At 37.2% G+C, this 19104-nt stretch carries 17 protein-coding genes; 15 read left to right on the forward strand and 2 right to left on the reverse strand.

The window, feature by feature from the left end; all coding sequences use genetic code 11:
- Position 1 precedes the first annotated feature (1 nt).
- From GJU32_RS14685 to GJU32_RS14700, 4 genes are all read left to right on the forward strand, one after another.
- Positions 2 to 934, forward strand: coding sequence for a diacylglycerol/lipid kinase family protein (locus GJU32_RS14685; protein ID WP_155592707.1), 933 nt, complete (start codon positions 2 to 4; stop codon positions 932 to 934).
- A gap of 96 nt (positions 935 to 1030) precedes the next feature.
- Positions 1031 to 1681 (forward strand): tRNA (guanosine(46)-N7)-methyltransferase TrmB, encoded by a 651-nt coding sequence (gene trmB / locus GJU32_RS14690; protein ID WP_155592708.1) that lies wholly within the window; start codon positions 1031 to 1033, stop codon positions 1679 to 1681.
- A gap of 11 nt (positions 1682 to 1692) precedes the next feature.
- Positions 1693 to 2556: a YtnP family quorum-quenching lactonase gene (locus GJU32_RS14695; protein WP_155592709.1), complete on the forward strand. Its 864-nt coding sequence runs from the start codon at positions 1693 to 1695 to the stop codon at positions 2554 to 2556.
- Positions 2557 to 2683: 127 nt separating this feature from the next.
- Entirely contained in the window at positions 2684 to 3910 is a 1227-nt protein-coding gene (locus tag GJU32_RS14700; protein ID WP_155592710.1) for a carboxylate--amine ligase, read from the forward strand.
- A gap of 53 nt (positions 3911 to 3963) precedes the next feature.
- On the opposite strand, the gene GJU32_RS14705 is transcribed toward GJU32_RS14700, so the two are convergent.
- The gene (locus GJU32_RS14705) at positions 3964 to 4278 is read right to left on the reverse strand and encodes a hypothetical protein (RefSeq protein WP_155592711.1); all 315 of its coding nucleotides are present in this window, start codon (positions 4276 to 4278) and stop codon (positions 3964 to 3966) included.
- A gap of 165 nt (positions 4279 to 4443) precedes the next feature.
- Between GJU32_RS14705 and GJU32_RS14710 the strand changes: the two genes are divergently transcribed.
- The 9 genes from GJU32_RS14710 (at position 4444) to GJU32_RS14750 (ending at position 14368) form a co-directional block, all read left to right on the forward strand.
- A complete protein-coding gene (locus tag GJU32_RS14710) occupies positions 4444 to 5520 on the forward strand; it encodes a M42 family metallopeptidase (RefSeq protein ID WP_155592712.1) in 1077 nt (358 codons plus the stop codon).
- Between the two features lie 59 nt (positions 5521 to 5579).
- The gene (locus GJU32_RS14715) at positions 5580 to 6101 is read left to right on the forward strand and encodes a DUF84 family protein (RefSeq protein ID WP_155592713.1); all 522 of its coding nucleotides are present in this window, start codon (positions 5580 to 5582) and stop codon (positions 6099 to 6101) included.
- 94 nt (positions 6102 to 6195) lie between these two features.
- Complete coding sequence (locus GJU32_RS14720; protein WP_155592714.1) at positions 6196 to 6714, forward strand: hypothetical protein; 519 nt, start codon at positions 6196 to 6198, stop codon at positions 6712 to 6714.
- 71 nt (positions 6715 to 6785) lie between these two features.
- On the forward strand, positions 6786 to 7610 hold the full coding sequence (locus GJU32_RS14725) for a DUF1444 domain-containing protein (protein WP_155592715.1): 825 nt from the start codon (positions 6786 to 6788) through the stop codon (positions 7608 to 7610).
- Positions 7607 to 8221 carry a YtpR family tRNA-binding protein gene (gene ytpR, locus GJU32_RS14730; protein WP_155592716.1) on the forward strand — a complete coding sequence of 205 codons (615 nt, stop codon included), beginning with the start codon at positions 7607 to 7609 and terminating at the stop codon, positions 8219 to 8221. Before GJU32_RS14725 ends, ytpR begins: the two co-directional genes overlap by 4 nt.
- 260 nt (positions 8222 to 8481) lie before the next feature.
- Positions 8482 to 11589: a DNA translocase FtsK gene (locus GJU32_RS14735; protein ID WP_155592717.1), complete on the forward strand. Its 3108-nt coding sequence runs from the start codon at positions 8482 to 8484 to the stop codon at positions 11587 to 11589.
- A 229-nt stretch (positions 11590 to 11818) separates the two neighbouring features.
- Entirely contained in the window at positions 11819 to 13132 is a 1314-nt protein-coding gene (gene murC / locus GJU32_RS14740; RefSeq protein WP_155592718.1) for a UDP-N-acetylmuramate--L-alanine ligase, read from the forward strand.
- A 110-nt stretch (positions 13133 to 13242) separates the two neighbouring features.
- On the forward strand, positions 13243 to 13743 hold the full coding sequence (locus GJU32_RS14745; RefSeq protein WP_155592719.1) for a DUF948 domain-containing protein: 501 nt from the start codon (positions 13243 to 13245) through the stop codon (positions 13741 to 13743).
- A gap of 133 nt (positions 13744 to 13876) precedes the next feature.
- The gene (locus tag GJU32_RS14750; RefSeq protein WP_155592720.1) at positions 13877 to 14368 is read left to right on the forward strand and encodes a YtxH domain-containing protein; all 492 of its coding nucleotides are present in this window, start codon (positions 13877 to 13879) and stop codon (positions 14366 to 14368) included.
- A gap of 54 nt (positions 14369 to 14422) precedes the next feature.
- Here GJU32_RS14750 and GJU32_RS14755 read toward each other — a convergent pair whose 3' ends face one another.
- On the reverse strand, positions 14423 to 16576 hold the full coding sequence (locus GJU32_RS14755) for a cell division FtsA domain-containing protein (protein ID WP_155592721.1): 2154 nt from the start codon (positions 16574 to 16576) through the stop codon (positions 14423 to 14425).
- A 185-nt stretch (positions 16577 to 16761) separates the two neighbouring features.
- Between GJU32_RS14755 and GJU32_RS14760 the strand changes: the two genes are divergently transcribed.
- Both GJU32_RS14760 and ccpA read left to right on the forward strand, forming a co-directional pair.
- Complete coding sequence (locus GJU32_RS14760; RefSeq protein ID WP_155592722.1) at positions 16762 to 17847, forward strand: bifunctional 3-deoxy-7-phosphoheptulonate synthase/chorismate mutase; 1086 nt, start codon at positions 16762 to 16764, stop codon at positions 17845 to 17847.
- Positions 17848 to 18021: 174 nt separating this feature from the next.
- Positions 18022 to 19026 (forward strand): catabolite control protein A, encoded by a 1005-nt coding sequence (ccpA, locus tag GJU32_RS14765; protein WP_155592723.1) that lies wholly within the window; start codon positions 18022 to 18024, stop codon positions 19024 to 19026.
- The last annotated feature ends 78 nt before the right edge of the window (positions 19027 to 19104 follow it).

The following is a 19104-nucleotide window of genomic DNA, read 5'->3' on the forward strand; positions in this document are numbered from 1 at the left end:
TATGCAGGTTTTATTTATTGTTAATGAAGCCGCAGGAAATGGCAAAGGGAAGAAGGTTTGGCTTCAGCTTCAACAGCAGCTAACAATTACCTATCAAGTAGCTTTTACAGAGTATGAAGGGCATGGACAGGAAATAGCCAAACAATGGGCACAACAACAGCAAGATAACATGTTACTTGTAGTTGTTGGGGGGGATGGCACAATCCATGAGGTGGTTAGTGGTATTGTACATAATGAATTCGTAATAATCGGTGTCGTTCGTGCTGGCTCTGGTAATGATTTTGCGCGCTTTTTCCCAACATTTCAACATGCTAGGCAAATAGAGGACTATGTAAGAACCACCATGGCAAATGTAAAGATGGATGCAGGGATTATTCAGCTTGGTGATATGCGTAAGGAAATATTTGTGAATAATGCGGGTGTAGGCTTCGATGCCTTTGTAACAAATTTAATCAATACATCTCGTCTCAAGTTTTACCTCAATAAAATAGGGCTAGGTAAACTGTCGTATGCTATCGCTGTCATTAGAGGATTATTTCGCTTTAAACTTTTTGACGTAACGATACGCTCTGGTGAACAAGAATGGAAATTCCAGCAGACTTGGTTTGTGGCAATGAGTAATCAGCCTTATTTTGGAGGCGGTATGAAAATATCACCTGCTGCGAAAGCAGATGATGGACAAGTGGATATAACGATCTTGCATGGAATTTCACGTATAAAATTATTACTTGTTTTTGTCACTGTTTTTTTTGAAAAGCATACAAAATTTAAGGAAATTACTTTTTTACAAGGACAACACTTTGATATTATTGTTGGAGCTCATCAAGTTGATTGTCATACGGATGGCAATTATATTGGCGTTGTTAATCAAGAGACCAATATTCACTGTACTGTACAGCAAAATGCATGGAGAGTTATTGCTAGAGATTCCTAAAAATATCATTGTGCAATAATTTCATGCGAATTGAAAGGGAATACGTTATACTATAAAAAAATCAATAATTTCACAAGAAAGAAATGAGGAACAACATTGAGATTAAGAAATAAGCCTTGGGCAGAGGAAATGATTACAGATCACCCAGAGGTGATTATTCCAAATCCTGAAGACTTTAAAGGAAACTGGCAGGCCATTTTTGGAAATGATCAACCTATCCATATTGAAGTAGGTTCTGGAAAAGGGCAATTTGTTACAGGAATGGCTTTGCAAAATCCAACTACCAACTATATTGGCATTGAGCTTTATGATAGTGTGATTGTTTGTGCATTGGAAAAAGTTCTTGAGGCGAAATCTCCAGCGAATTTACGCTTACTTAAAGTAAATGGCGCAGATTTATATAAATTCTTTGATAAAAATGATGTATCACGTGTATACCTGAATTTCTCAGATCCTTGGCCAAAAACACGTCATGCCAAAAGACGTTTAATGCATGAGGATTTTTTGAAATTATATGAGTCGATTTTGGTGGATAATGGGGAAGTCCATTTTAAAACGGATAACCGTGGACTGTTCGAATACTCATTAATCAGTATGTCTGAATATGGTATGTTACTAAAGTATGTATCTCTCGACCTACATGCAAATATGCCAGAGGATAATGTAATGACTGAATATGAGGAAAAGTTTTCTGCGAAGGGGCAGCCGATTTATCGATTAGAATCACAATTTATCACTAAATTGTAGGGGGAGTATGGATGGATCAGTTACAGTTTCACAATATGTCATTATCATGGCTTAACGGGGGTGTTACGTGCCTAGATGGTGGTGCGATGTTTGGCGTTGTACCAAAGCCACTTTGGTCGCGCAAATATCCAGTCAATGAAAAAAATCAAATTGAGTTACCGACAGAACCAATTCTTATTCAATATGAGGGCAAAAATTATTTAATTGATACAGGAGTTGGCTTTAATAAATTAAATGAAAAACAATTACGGAACTTTGGTGTGACAGAAGAATCCTCATTAGCGGAAAGCTTACAGGAGCTAGGATTAACTACAGCTGATATTGATGTGGTGTTAATGACGCATTTACATTTTGATCATGCTGGCGGTTTAACGCACTGGGAAGGTGATGTACTTGTACCAACTTTCCCAAATGCCAAGATTTTTGTAACGAAAATTGAATGGGATGAAATGCAGAATCCAAATATTCGCTCTAAAAATACGTATTGGAAAGAAAATTGGGAACCAGTACAGCACTTAGTTGAAACCTATGAGGGTACGTTGGAAGTTGCACAAGGGATCGAAATGATTCATACAGGTGGTCATAGTGAGGGGCATGCCGTTATCAAGCTAACTCAAAATGGCGAAGTATTATTGCATATGGCAGATATTATGCCTACACATGCCCACCAAAACCCACTGTGGGTATTAGCATACGATGATTACCCAATGACAAGTGTATTTGCCAAAGAGCGTCTAATGAAAGAAGCTCTTGCTAAAAACTATGGCTTTATTTTCTATCATGATGCTTACTACCGTATGATTAAATGGGATGAAACAGGTAAAGAAATTGTTGATAAGCTAGAGCGCAGTAGACAAGCTGTTATTACATTCTAAAAGAGCTAGACAAGACGAGGTATTTGACACATAAAATGTCAATGCCTCGCTTTTTTGTTCGTGAATAGGATAGAAAATATGATACACTTAACACGATACTAAAATACAAAAGAGAGTTGAAATAAACATGGCAACTGAGCAACCATTTTTACCAGTTTTACTAGGATCAGATATGAATGCATATGGTATGGCACGTGCATTTTATGAAGCATACGGTATTAAACCACTTGTTTTAGGACGTTCTCATTTAACAGCGACACAAGATAGTCATATCCTACAATTTCAAGAAATTGACCGTTTAAATGAACAAGATGTTTTTGCACCTGCACTTGCAGAAGTGGCAAAAAAACATGCTGATAAAAAACTATTACTATTAGCCTGTGGAGACGATTATGCAAAGCTTATTATCAAAAATAAGCCAGCATTACAAGAGCATTTTACCGTTCCCTACATTGATGAATCGTTGATGGATGAAATTTTATTGAAAGAAAATTTCTATAAAATGTGTGATCAATATAATTTTAAATATCCAGGTACAGCGACGGTGACAGCCGACAACTATGAAAACTTTACACCACCATTTGATTACCCTATTATTTTAAAGGCTTCAAACTCTGTAGAATATTGGGCATGTAAATTCCCAGGGAAGAAAAAAGTATTTGTCGCGCATGATGAAGCGGAAAAAACGGCTATTTTAAAAGCGATTTATAGCTCGACTTATCAGGATACAATGATTATTCAAGAATTTATTCCTGGTGATGATTCCTATATGCGTGTGTTAAATGCTTATGTAGGGAAAGATGGGAAAGTCAAGCTGATGTGTTTAGGTAATCCTATTCTAGAAGAACATTCTCCTGAAGGTATTGGCAGTTATGCGGCCATCGTTACAACCTATGATAAAGAATTAATGGATCAAGTACGTTTCTTCTTAGAGGACATCGGTTATACAGGTTTTGCGAATTTCGATATGAAATATGATATTCGAGATAAGCAGTATAAGCTATTTGAAATCAATTTACGTAATGGACGATCTAGCTATTATGTAACGGCAAGTGGTCATAATTTAATGAAGTATGTAGCTGATGACCATATGTTAAATATCGAGCAAGATGTCACATATGTACAGGACAAACATTTGTGGATGATTATTCCTAAAGGTGTATTGTTTAAATATGCATCAAATGAAAAGCTCAAATTAGAAGCGAAAAAATTAATTAGTGAGGGTAAATACACAAATTCCCTTTACTTTAATGAAGACATGAATGCCAAGCGTTGGGTGAAACTAACGTTAAATAACTTAAATTATTATCGAAAGTATAAAAAATACTTTAATAATAAAGGTCTATCAGAATAAAATAGACAAGCCATCTCAGTTTAATGAGATGGCTTCTTTTAATGTATAAAAGGTTAAACTTCTGTCAGTTCTACCATAACACCAGAGCGTGCATCGGCAGCAAATTCGAAGGTTTGCATTTCTCCTTCATGCATACGAGAGATTCCTCCGCGATATACTGGGATCGTCATAATGCCGTTTGTGAAATCTTCTGTTTTCATAAAAATCCAAGAACCGTCAATCGGCGCATCCTTTTTGAATTCTCTTTTTATGTTTTCGAGTACTTGTCCTGCAGGTACGAACGGAGAAACTTTTTCACTAGCTTCTTTAATAATGACTGCGGCAGCTAAGCCAGTTGCAACACCAATTAAAAAATCACGTAATTTCATACTCTTTTCCTCCTTTTTCTATACTTTTATTTTAGCATAGCCAATAGAGTGAATGCACGTTCACACTTTAGCAGTTTTAGGAAATTTATCAATATTTCGAATTCGGAAATAAATGTGTTACAATAGGCAAGGAAGAATATTCTACTTCGTGGGGAGAGAGTCATCATGAATGAGGAAACATTACAATTATTTAAAACATTAACAGAACTGCCAGGGGCTCCGGGTAATGAACATGCTGTACGTGCGTTCATGCGTTCTGAGTTGGAAAAGTACTCGGATGAAATCGTTCAAGACAATTTAGGGGGTATTTTTGGTGTGAAGCACAGTGATGTTGCTGATGCGCCGAAAATATTGGTTGCAGGCCATATGGATGAAGTTGCATTTATGGTTACTTCTATCACAGATAATGGAATGATTCGTTTTCAAACGTTAGGTGGCTGGTGGAACCAGGTTATGCTTGCTCAGCGTGTAGAAGTATATACGAAAAATGGTGCAATTCCTGGTGTTGTATCATCCATCCCACCACATTTACTAACAGATGCAGAACGTGCCAAGCCAATGGATATAAAAAATATGCTAATTGATGTTGGTGCTGACAACAAAGAAGATGCAATGGCTATAGGTGTTCGTCCAGGACAATCAATCATTCCAATTTGTCCATTTACACCAATGGCGAATCCGAAAAAAATTATGGCTAAGGCGTGGGATAACCGCTATGGCTGTGGTTTAGCAATTGAATTAATGAAAGAAGTCAAAAACGAAAAACTAGGATCCCATTTATATTCAGGCGCCAATGTAATGGAGGAAGTTGGTTTACGTGGTGCTCAAGTTTCAGCAAATATGATTAAACCAGATTTATTCTTTGCATTAGATGCTTCTCCTGCCAATGATATGTCGGGTGAGAAAAGTCAATTTGGACAACTTGGTAAAGGTACATTGCTTCGTATTTTAGATCGTACAATGGTCACACATCGTGGCATGCGAGAATTTATTTTAGATACTGCCGAATCAAATCATATCCCTTACCAGTACTTCGTATCACAGGGTGGAACGGACGCAGGACGAGTGCATACAGCAAACGATGGTGTACCAAGTGCAGTTATTGGTGTTTGCTCACGTTACATTCATACATCAGCGTCTATTATTCACATAGATGATTACGCAGCTGCCAAAGCGTTAATTGTTGAATTAGTGAAAAAAGCAGATCGTTCGACATTAGAAACAATTCGCGCTAATGTATAAGAAGTTAGAAAGATGCCTTTTAGAGGCATCTTTTTCTATGGAAAGAAAGTAGGGATGAGATGAATATAGCAATTGGTACAACCAATAAAGCCAAAACAGATGCAGTTGAAGTGATTGCTCGGCAATACTTTGAGGATTCCATCTTTACTCATGTGAAAGCTGCTTCTGAAGTATCAGATCAGCCTATAAGTAATGAAGAAACGAGACTAGGCGCAATTAACCGTGCTAAAAATGCCATGATTAAAACAGGTGCACAATTGTCATTCGGTTTAGAAGGTGGTGTAACAGAAATCGATGATGAAATGTATGTTTGTAATTGGGGTGCATTAACTGTTTCAGATGGAACAACGTTTACAGCTGCTGGCGCACAAATTATATTACCAAAAGAAATTGCCCAGGAAATAAGAGCTGGCGGAGAGCTTGGTCCCATTATGGAGCAATATACAAAGCGTCGCGATATTCGTCAAGGTGCAGGTGCAGTAGGTATTTTCACTCAAGGTTTAGTAAGTAGACAGATGATGTTTGAGCATATTGTATCGCTTTTGATTGGTCAATATTTGTTCACAATTACACGAAATTAGTTAAATAGCATTAGTGTTTAACATGCAGTTAGGTTGCATCTTATTAATTATTTTTTTAAAATAAAAAAAAGTTAGTAGTGAAAGGAAGAGAGACATGTCGTATACATGGCTAAGAACAATTGGCCTGATGCTTTTACTTCTTGTACTTTCTGGCTGCAATCAATCAATCGATGAGCAAATTGCCAATGGACTTCATTTAACGGAGACGGTTTTTGCTGAAGAGCCAGATGAACATACTGAGCAAATTGGGGATATCAAATTATACTTACCTTCAAACTATAAAATTGAAGATAGTTCGGATGCTTACAATATTGTTATAACAAAAGGAAAAGAAAGCTATATTCTATTCATTAATGACCGTGAAGTACAAGATAGTAAACTATATTATAATCTATTAAAAGAAAATGAAGCTGACAAAATCATTGAAGAAACTACTTATGACAAGGATGGTCGTTTTGGCTTTGCAGCGGTTTTAAAAACAGATGAAGAGAATGAAATGGAGCTAGTTGTTAGTAGTGGTGGCGTGAAAATGACAACAATTTCTCAAACAAAAAATATTGAAGATAATTTGCATGAGATGACGAAAATAGTTCATTCGGTTAAGATGAAGTAAATAGATAGGCTTGAACAGAACGGTTCACAAACATGTGAGCCGTTTCATTTTGAAGACAGGATGTGAAAAAGATGAAGCAAATGAAGTCGGAGCAACTAGTAGAGCTATTAAAAAAACAATTAAATGAGGAGAAATACGAATTTCATTTTGATAAAAAATACGATAAATTACGATTGAATCACAAGACGATTGGAAAAGGGATGGAGCTTTCATTACCTGGTATCTTAGCAAAATACAATGATAAGCAAGATGCAGCGATTGAAGAAGTTGTATATACAATAGAGCAAACTTTTAACGCAATGGCGCAAGAAAAAGAACAGGGCTTCCAGACGACTACACAAATTTATCCAGTTATTCGGGCAACTTCTTACCCTCAAGAATCGAAAGAAGGGCATGCATTTATTACAACTGAGCATACAGCTGAAACACGCATTTTTTATGCGCTCGATTTAGGTAAAACGTATCGTTTTATTGATGAATCTATGTTAGAAGCATTACAATTAACTGTAGAGCAAATTCGAGAAATGGCACGCTTTTCGGTGAAGCAATTACCAACTGCATATAAAAAAGATGAAGTAGCAGGTAATACTTTTTATTTTGTCAATGTGAATGATGGCTATGATGCTAGCCGTATTTTAAATGAGAGCTTTTTGAAAGAAATGCGTACACAAGTGGAGGGCGATATGACATTGTCTGTGCCACATCAAGATGTGTTAATTATAGGTGATATTCGCAATGAAACAGGGTATGATGTATTAGCACAGATGACGATGCATTTCTTTGCTGTCGGTACAGTACCGATCACGTCATTATCTTTTATTTATGAAGATGGAGAACTTGAACCAATCTTTATTTTAGCAAAAAACAGAGTGAAAAAGGAGCAAGAAAAAAAATGAACGTATTTTACAACAAAGAGCATGTAGGGGATGTATTACTAGTTCAACTAGCGACGGAGTCTATCGTGAAAACGGTAGTAGAGCGCGCTGGAGATATTGCTATTTTAAAAGAAGCCCAAACTGGAGAAATTAAAGCTTTTAATTTATTTAATGCAAGCAGTTACGTTCAAACGGATGCACAAGGCTTAGTTGAAATGACACCAGAAATAGTAGCGCAGCTAACAGCAGCAATCGAAAAAAATGGAGCTATTATTAGCCTTGATGTTGATTTTACTCCAAAATTTGTTGTCGGTTATGTAGAATCGAAGGACAAGCACCCTAATGCTGATAAATTAAGTATTTGTTCTGTGAATGTAGGAGAAGAGACTTTACAAATTGTTTGTGGTGCGCCAAATGTAGAAGCAGGTCAGAAGGTGGTTGTTGCAAAAATCGGTGCAGTAATGCCTTCAGGAATGCTTATTAAAGAAGGAAATTTACGAGGCGTGGAATCTTACGGCATGCTTTGTTCAGCACGTGAGTTAGCCATTCCTAACGCCCCTTCTGAAAAAGGAATTTTAGTATTACCTAAGGATGCAATTGTTGGTAGTGCTTTTGAATCATTAACTAAATAAAAATTCCTTCGTTTAAAAAGGAAATTACTAAAATTTAAAATTTTTATCATGATATTATTCATTGTATCAAGGTGAAATGCCCTAAATCGTTATGTTACTAATATGCTAGTAGCATAACGATTTTTTTGTTTAGAATGAGCCTCTAAATGCAAGTTTCAAGTCCGTTTTTATGGTATGCTTTTGATGTAGACATTGAGCTATTGATTGTATGAAACTAGACAATGCTATAAATGAAGTGTTAGAGAAATGAGTGAAACGAAGTGAACTGGTTTAAAAAACAAATTAGTAAATTTATAAATAAAGAAGATGAAGATTACGAGTATGAAGAATATTATGAGGACTATGAAGAAGAACAGGCAGAGCAACTACATACACATAATGAACCCCTGATGTCTAAACAAAAGACTTTCCGTTTTCCATTGATTGACGATGATGAAAGTGGAAAGTCATACACGCCACAAAAAGAACTGTTCGACCAACTGGAAGATGATGATTATGGACAAATTGAGGAGCTATCTTTACCGAAGCATTTAAATCATCATATTGTTGATTCCAGTGTTTATGATATAGAGGTCTCAGGCATTCGAGATTTATTAGCGAATCGTACAAAGCGCACAGGTAGAAAAACAACGGTGAAAAGCCAGCATGTAGAACAGGAATATCGTTCGAGAGCAAGCTTAGTGTTTCGAGATGCACAAAATGAGTCAGCCAATATTACATCTAATCCTACTCCAGTACCAAAAGAGAAAAATCAGAGGAAAGAACAGAAAGTTGAAAACAGTTTACCTGAGAACCGTAAACGTTTTGTTCCAACAGATGTTCCTTCACCTGTCTATGGATTTGCAAAACCAAGACCAATCAAAGAATTATTGGATAAAAGAAAAGAAGAATACGAGAATCAAGAAACTGAAGTAAATGCAGCCGAAATGATAACCGTCACGATACCTATAAAAGAAACGACAACAAATGAGGCTAATGAAAATATACTAGAAGAAAAAGAGCCGGCTAGCACAAATCAATTGGGTGTAGTGGAACAGCATGAAATGCTTGAACCAAATGAGCTATCTACAACAAATGAATCCATTATTTTTGACGAAGAAGTGTTGGCTGAAGTAAACGATAATAAGGAAAGCATGTCATCCAATGTATCTGTACCGCAAACTACATCATTTGCAATGGCATTTGAAGATCAAGTGAAGGAAGCTGTTGTGCAAGATCAAACGGTTCAACAACTTTCTGCAAATCAATCTGAAATTCATGTCAAAGAAATGATAGTGGAACAAGTACAAATCGAAAATTCTACAATCCATATCGGAGAGGTAACAGTTGTTCAGCCGTCAAAGGGCGACCAATTACTGATAGACGAACAATCTGTTGATACTGAACAGAAGGAAGAAAAAAGTCGAATTCCTTTTAATGTACTAATGTTAAAAACGGATAAAGAAAAATGGAGAATCCAACAGCAATTGAAAATGGCTCAGCTCATTCCTGTCGAAAACAACTCAGCAGATGCAAACGAGCTAGTGGAGACGGTAGAGAAAGAAGAGGAAAAAACACTGTCCGTAGACAGTGAAGCAACGTCAAGTACTAATCAAACACTTGTATCACTACTAGAAGATGATATGGATTCACCAATCCATCAAGATGAGAAAGACGATGCACAAAGTGTCATTACAAAACAAAGTACTGAAGAGAATGTAGCTGTGATTACAATGGCTCCTGTAACAACAATGTCAAGTGTACTGACGAGAGAAAGAACAGAAATCGAAAAAGTAAGTGTGGATGAAATTTCGGCCACTACTGAATTAGAGTCAGAATTAATTCCTAACACTGAAGTTATTTCAGAAGCTGTAGACAACACGCCAGTAGTATCTGTCGAGAGTCAAGTACAGCAAGTATTTGAAATGGAAGTTGTAGAGGAAGCACAAGAAGTGGAACAACCTGCAAAACCTGTTCACGTCTATCAAAAGCCTACGGATGAATATTTAGAGCTACCGGAGGAAAAAACACAGGATACAGAATGGATGGAGCAACAAGGTGATACATTAGTTGAGGCACTTTCCTATTTCCAAGTTTCTGCTCAAATCGAATCAATTATGCAGGGACCTGCTGTTACTCAATTTGAAATAACGGTGAGCCACGGAACAAAGGTTAGTAAAATCAGAAACTTAGCAGATGATTTAAAACTTGCCTTAGCAGCAAAAGATATTCGTATCCAAGCACCAATTCCTGGTAAAAGTTCGATAGGTATTGAGATTCCAAATCGAGTATCTCGAGCTGTTCGATTGTCAGAGGTGACAAATAGTGCATCCTTCGTTGAATCGGATTCACCTTTAGAGGCTGCTCTAGGTCTTGACTTAACAGGAAAGCCTGTCACGCTAGATTTGCGGAAAATGCCTCATGGTTTAATTGCTGGTGCAACAGGATCAGGTAAATCTGTTTGTATTAACTCAATTTTGGTTAGTTTATTATATAAAGCCGCGCCACATGAGCTAAAGCTTATGCTGATTGACCCTAAAATGGTAGAGTTGGCACCATTTAACCATATTCCTCACTTAGTTAGCCCTGTTATAACAGATGTGAAGGCCGCAACGGCTGCACTGAAATGGGCAGTGGAGGAAATGGAGCGTCGTTATCAGCTATTTGCTCATGCAGGTGCACGTGACATTACACGTTATAATGCAATAGCTGATAAGAATAATGAACATAGCTTGAAATTGCCTTATATTTTAATTGTCATCGATGAGTTAGCCGATCTAATGATGATGTCTCCTGCAGATGTAGAGGAAGCCATTTGCCGTATTGCTCAAAAGGCACGTGCATGTGGTATTCATTTAATTGTTGCAACGCAAAGACCTTCTGTTGATGTAATTACAGGGTTAATTAAATCAAATATTCCTACACGTATTGCCTTTGCCGTTTCCTCACAAATTGATTCTCGTACGATTTTGGATGGGCAGGGAGCAGAAAGATTACTTGGGCGAGGCGATATGCTATATTTAGGTAATGGTATGTCAGCGCCAGTCCGTCTGCAAGGAACATTTGTCACAGACGATGAAATTGAAGCAATTATTGAGCATGTTCGTGAGCAGGGTGAGCCTGATTATATCTTCGATCAAGAGGAATTATTGAAGAAAACAGAGGTATCTGCAGAACAGGATGATCTGTTTGAAGATGTTTGCCGATTTGTCTATGAGCAAGGTGGCGCTTCTACTTCATTAATTCAACGAAAGTATCATATTGGCTATAATCGAGCTGCTCGTTTAATTGATATGTTAGAATCACACGGCTTTGTTTCGGAGGCAAGAGGCAGTAAGCCGCGTGAAAGTTACATTACAGAACAAGATTTAATTACTATGTTTGAATAAGAATTGCATTGTTTTCGTCTAGATTATCTAATTTACGTCGAAATTAGTTTTTTTTGAAAAGTTACACATCTATCCTTATGCATAAAAAGTGCTATAATAGACAAGATGTGTTGAATAGTACGTATTTTTTAACACTTGTGAAGGTATTAATACCTAACCATTCGTAAAATAATACGATACACCTAATAGATGATAGATGGGATATTGAAATTCCCGGGGGGTTTAATTAATGACAGTTTTTCATTTCACAGGCATTAAAGGTTCTGGCATGAGTTCACTTGCACAAATCTTATTTGATGCTGGTGAACAAGTACAGGGTTCAGATGTCGATAAATATTTTTTCACGGAGCAGCCGTTACGTGAACGTAATATTCCAATTTTTACATTTAATGCAGATAATATTAAAGAGGGCATGACAGTGATTGCAGGAAATGCTTTTCCTGATGATCATCCAGAATTAGTGCGTGCACAAGAAATCGGCGTAGAAATCATACGTTATCATAAATTTTTAGGCGAATATATTGGCAACTATACATCCATTGCGATAACAGGTGCACATGGTAAAACATCTACTACAGGCTTAATGTCACATGTAGTAGGCGGCTATAAGCCGACATCTTATTTAATTGGTGATGGTACTGGTGCAGGTCATGAAAATGCAGACTTCTTTGTGATGGAAGCATGTGAATACCGACGTCACTTCTTAGCATACAATCCTGATTATGCCGTGATGACCAATATTGATTTTGATCATCCAGACTATTTTGCTAACATAGAGGATGTTTATTCTGCTTTCCAATCATTAGCTTTACAAGTAAAGAAAGCGATCATAGCATGTGGTGATGATGAACAACTTCAGCGAATTCAAGCGAAAGTACCAGTTGTCTATTATGGATTTGGTGCTGAAAATGATTTCGAAGCTCGTAATGTTGAAAAAACAACTGAAGGTACAAAATTTGATGTCTTTGTTCGTAATGAATTTTATAGTACTTTCTTTATCCCATTATTTGGGGATCATGCTGTTTTAAATACATTAGCGGTTATTACGCTATGTGAATATGAAGGCATTTCACCTGAAATTATTCAGGAGCGTTTGCACACTTATAAAGGTGTAAAAAGACGTTTTACTGAAACAGATATAGGGGATAATGTTTTAATAGACGACTATGCACACCACCCAACGGAAATTCGTGCTACAATTCAATCAGCACGACAAAAGTTTCCTGAACGTGAGCTAGTTGCTATATTCCAACCACATACATTTACACGTACACAAGCTTTTTTACAAGATTTTGCGGATAGTTTGAGCCTTGCAGATACAGCCTATTTATGTGATATCTTTGGTTCTGCAAGAGAAACGCAAGGTGCGCTTTCTATTCATGATTTAGCGTCACTAATCGAAGGCAGTGCAGTGATTACCACTGAAGGAATTGGTATATTAACAAAACATAAAGGCGCTGTATTTTTATTTATGGGCGCTGGGGATGTTCACAAATTCCAAGATGCGTTTGAAGACGTGCTTAAAAACAATGAAACAGCTTAGTCCGTAGGGGGTTAAGCTGTTTTTTCTCAAATTTGAGCAGGAATTCCGTTTTTTTTGTCGAAGATAGGGAAAGTAATAGTAAAGAGAATTTACTAGCAGGAGGTCAACTTATGGAAGTGATTTTGTATATTGCAGCCATTATTGCTGCAATCGGTTTTTTAATTTTATGTGTGAGCGTAGGGATGACATTATTTTCGCTCAAGTCCATTCTAAACAGCTTAGCTGGGACATTATCAGGGATTGAAGGACAAATGGAAGGCATTACACGTGAAACAACGTCCTTATTATCAAAAACAAATAGCTTAGCAGAGGATATTCAACATAAATCGGAACAATTAAACTCAGTTGTTCAAGCGGTTAAAGGCATTGGTGACTCCGTTAATGGTTTAAATAATTCTGTACAGCAAATTACTTCTTCTGTTTCTAAAAGTGTAGAACAAAACGAAGAAAAGATTGCACAAGTTGTACAATGGAGTAATGTTGCGATGGGTATTGCTGATAAATGGAAGAAGCGCAAAATCATTGAACAAGAATCTATGTCTGAAGATGTGTATGCCTTTGAAACGGTTCAAGTAGAAAAGCCGAAAAGAAAATGGGGTCGTAAAAAGTGATAATTATTCAGTGAGTTTTCAAACCTGACTGAATAAAAATAAAGTCTTAGACATAAGTTGTAGATGCATCTGTGAAAGTGGATGGACAACCAGTCTAGACAAATTTGATAATAAGATGGGGAGGAATCGTTGCATGACAATTCAAAAGCCAAATTTTAATGAAGTTAAGGAACAGCAGCTTGAAAGTTCATTGCCACAGCTTTATCATCCACAAGACTCGATTTATGAAGAGGAGCGTGTAAACATGAAAGATTTTGTGATTGGCGCATTAGTTGGAGGAATCGTAGGTGCAGCTGCAGGTCTACTGTTAGCTCCAAAATCAGGAAAAGATTTACGTAGTGAAGTGGCTGTACAAGCTGTTCATTTAAAAGATAAGAGTGCAGACTTCTCGACAACTGCAAAAGATAAAACAGTGCAGCTTTCTAAACAAATTCAAGAACAATCTACACAATTAGTGGAGAAAGTCAAAACACTAAAATCTGCAAAAGCACCAACTGTTTTTGATGATGGTACAGTTTCCTTTGAAGGTGAAGAACCACTTGAGGATTTTATTCCTAGCGAGGAACCAAAAGCAGTAGAAACGAAAGAAAAAGCTGAAGAGACAAATGAAGAAGTACGTGCATAATGCATAATATAAAGGGATACGTTACAAGATAATATTGTGACGTACCCCTTTTTTTTACGTGATAGGTGATGCTTCTAATATAATTTCTAATTGATCGCCGCCGAATATTTCTGTGTCAAAGCTCGCTGGATGACCATTTCTTAAAATTGTGAAATGTCCTTTAAAGGTGCCAGGTAGTTGCCAATTAGAGAAGCGGAATACATCCTGATAAATCCAATGGCTGCGATCCTTTTCGTTAAATACTATTGCCGCCCCATTAGGCACAGTAGAGAGTGGAGACATAATTTTTTGATTGACGAGCGCTTCATTTGCCGTTTTGGTAAGTTCTAAAACTTCATGTTGGAAATGAATGATGATTTTATCCTCTAGCAAAAGATTCATTTGGTCTGCAATACGTTGTACAGTTGGGAATGATTGTTGCTGAAAGCTAATCACATCTCCATTTTGAACAGCATAGCTCATTTTAGCTACTTTACCATTAATCATTAACTGTGAGGAGAATTCTGGTAAATACAAAGGTTGACCATCAACTTGAATTGTATAGGATTCAAATTGCTTTAACAAATTCCAATTGTTTGTGGTTTTAAATACATCTTCAATTGTTTCAGCTATGTCGAATACGACTTTGTCACGATCGTTTAAAATCGTATCAAGTGAGGCTGGTGAATGATTGACCGTAATTTTTGGTTCAATCACATATTTGGTATTTTGGATAGTAATTGTTTTTATCGCTGCATCATCAACAAGATCTCTCACGGTAGCTGTTGCTAGCTGCCCGTCTTGCCCTTCAATCAACTGAATGGCATCTCCTGTTTTAATTAGTGTTTTTGTAGATGCCTGTTGTCCGTTTACCAATATTTCTGCGGGTTGCCCATGTCCACCTGGGATGAAAATATCTTGTCCATTGACACTAACAGATAACCCATGGCCTGGTTTTCCATATAATTGCTTTGCTCGAATATTTGCCGCTAAAAAAGCATCTGACACAGTCATTTCTTTTAATTCAAAAAGACGAACAACTTGATTATTTACAGTTAAGCTCATATATTGAATCGGCATTTTTTTAGCTGCAATCGCAATACCAATTGGTGTGACTAATTCGGGCGATGCTTTTATATGTTCTTCCTTCGTAAGATTTTGAATGGCATCAATACCTCGAACTGCTATACGATTTGCTGGTAAGTCAAGTACTTGTCCTAGTTCCGTAGTCAGGTTTGGTGTTAAGCTGCCACCACCAACCAGCATTACCGCTTTTGGTGCTACACGGTTATTGAGTCGTAAAATTTCTTCTCCAATGGATATAGCCAACTGCTTCACTGCAGGTTCAATTGCTACTAAAACTTCTTCCTTTGGATAATACTGATCAAAGCCAAGGATATCTTGAATTAATATCTCTTCTTCTGTTTGAAGCTGTCGTTTTGTTTTCTCTGCTATAGGGAAGTCTAATAAATAATGGTCGCTTAATGCCTCTGTTATTTCGTCACCAGCAGTTGGCACCATACCATAGGCCACAACGGTACTTTTATCAGTAATGGCAATATCGGATGTCCCAGCACCGATATCAACAAGTGCCACATTTAAACGGCGCATCGTTGGAGGGATCAGCACATTAATTGCAGCAATTGGCTCTAATGTTAATGCATCCATCTCTAAATCGGCCCGCTTAAGTGCAGCAATAAGAGATTCAACCACAACACGAGGAAGGAAAGTTGCAATCACTTCAATTTGCGCTTCATCTCCTTGTTGATCAAGCAGGCTTCCAATTTCCTCGCCGTCCAAGCGATAATAGAGGACTGAGTAGCCTACACAATAATAGTGGCTAATTTTTGCATCCTCTTTTTGTTGCAAAAGTTGTTGCTGAGCTTGTTGAACGGCCTGAAGTTCCAAGCGGCTAATATCTTCTTCTGTAAAAATGGGTCGATTACGTATATTGATCTTCACGCTAGCTTGTTCTGTTTTCAAAGATCGACCTGCGGCTGCAACACTTACCTTCGTAAGAGGCCCGTGTTTCTCTTCGAGTTCACGTTTTATTTCATTAATTAAATCTGCCACATACATGACATTATGTATTTGACCATCTACCATGGCACGTTCTTTATGCTCTTTTACTAAGATATCTTCCACATGGAAATGGTCATTTTCTTCTTGTAGAATAATCCCGACCACTGAGCGTGTACCAATATCAAGTGCGAATAGTTTAGAACTCAATGTAATCGCTTCCTTTCGCGTCATACTTGAAAAATACTTGAAAAATAATTTAGCGAGTTGAAGCGCTAAATTAAAAATGCGTGACATTCTGAACAACATTGATTATAATATTGCTATTATCTAAAAATGTAACATACATTTCAGCGTTCTGGAAGTGTCTGTCATGAGGAGAGGAGCAAGTAAACATGAGCCAAAAAGATTTAGAAAGCTTACGTAGTCAAATAGACGGTTTAAACTTAGAAATTCTTCGTCTAATTAACGAACGTGCAGCTGTAGTTGATGAAATCGGTAAAATTAAAGAAAAACAAGGTGTTAATCGCTATGATCCACTACGTGAAAGACACATGCTTGATCTTATTAAGGAACACAATCAAGGTCCATTAAACCAAATGACGGTTGATTATATATTTAAGCAAATCTTTAAAACAGCATTAAAACAGCTTGAAGCTGATAAGAAGAAGGAATTACTTGTATCTCGTAAGAAAAAATCCGAAGATACTGTTATTAATATCAATGGTGAATTAATTGGACAAGGAAAACCATCTTTCGTATTTGGTCCTTGTGCAGTTGAGTCTTATGAGCAAGTAGCAGCAGTTGCAGCTTCCATTAAAGCAAAAGGTGAAAAGTTAATTCGTGGTGGTGCGTATAAACCACGTACTTCCCCATATGACTTCCAAGGTCTTGGACTAGAAGGTCTTAAAATTTTAAAACGTGTATCAGAGGAATATGGTTTAGCTGTTATTACGGAAATTGTAACACCAGGACATTTAGAGGAAGCATTAGATTATATTGATGTCATCCAAATCGGTGCTCGTAATATGCAAAACTTTGAATTATTAAAAGCAGCAGGTGCAACAAATAAACCTGTCCTATTAAAACGAGGCTTAGCTGCAACAATTGATGAGTTCATTCATGCAGCTGAATACATCATGTCTAAAGGAAATGAAAACATTATCCTATGTGAACGTGGTATTCGTACTTATGAAAAAGCAACGCGTAATACACTAGATATTTCAGCTGTACCAATTCTAAAACAAGAAACGCATTTGCCAGTATTCGTAGATGTAACACATTCAACAGGTCGTCGTGATTTATTATTACCATGTGCGAAAGCAGCTATTGCGATCGGTGCTGATGGCGTTATGGCAGAGGTGCATCCAGATCCATCTGTTGCACTGTCTGATTCTCAACAACAAATGGACATCCCAACATTTGACGCATTCTATGAAACACTACAAAAATTCATGAAAAATCATGAAATTCATGCATAATTGTTAACAGCTAACACCGCTTGCTTACTTCGGCAGGCGGTGTTTGTTATATCGTGACAAAATAATGTCTAGAATAGGACTATTAGTACTTGGTTTTTACGTAGTTCTTCTTGAAAATAATATGAAAATTATCGTATGATAAGGCTATAATAGGAAAAAAGGGAGGCACGTACGATGACTGTTACAATTTATGATGTTGCAAGAGAAGCAAATGTTTCCATGGCAACGGTCTCTCGTGTAGTCAATGGTAATCAAAACGTAAAACCAGCAACACGAAAAAAAGTATTAGAAGTAATTGAACGATTAGAATACCGTCCGAACGCAGTAGCGCGAGGTTTAGCTAGTAAGAAAACAACAACAGTTGGCGTGATTATCCCAGATATTGCAAACAATGTTTATGCAGAGCTGGCTCGTGGTGTAGAAGATATCGCCACAATGTATCGTTATAATATTATTTTAGCCAACTCAGATCAACATGAAGATAAAGAGTTACAGCTACTGGATACTATGCTTGGGAAACAGGTAGATGGTATTGTGATGATGAGTGATGAAGTCACAGAAAAAATGCAACAAACGATGGATCATTCCCCAGTACCGATTGTGCTTGCAGGTTCGGTTGATGAATCGCAGACAATCGCAACTGTGAATATTGATTATTTCCAAGCGGCTTATGAAGCGATTTCATTACTTATTCAAAATGGACATACACGTATTGGATTCGTGACAGGACCGCTTTCCTATACAATTAACGGAAAATTCAAGCTAGCAGCCTATAAGCAAGCATTACAAGATGCTGGTTTACCTATTGATGAAGCATTAATTGCGGCGGAAGAGTCTAGCTATGATATGGGCTTAGAGGCTTGGGAGATTTTATCTGCACTCGATCAGCCACCAACAGCTTATTTTGCAGGCAGTGATGAATTGGCAATTGGTTTAATTCATGGCGCCCAAGATGCAGGTAAAAATGTACCAGAAGATATTGAAGTAATCAGCTTTGAAAACTCAAAGTTAGCACGGATGGTTCGCCCACAACTAACAAGTGTGGCACTGCCACTTTACGATATTGGTGCTGTTGCGATGCGCTTACTCACTAAATTAATGAGCAAGGAGCCTGTTGAGGACGAGGCAGTTATTTTACCACATCGTATTGAACATCGACAATCTGTCAAAAGTAAATAATAATCCGTAACACGTAAATCTTATTAAAGGTTTACGTGTTTTTTTATAGATGGTGGATAGAACTAGCAAAGTGATGGA

This window comes from Lysinibacillus cavernae, assembly GCF_009724685.1.
Classification (GTDB): Bacteria; Bacillota; Bacilli; order Bacillales_A; family Planococcaceae; genus Lysinibacillus; species Lysinibacillus cavernae.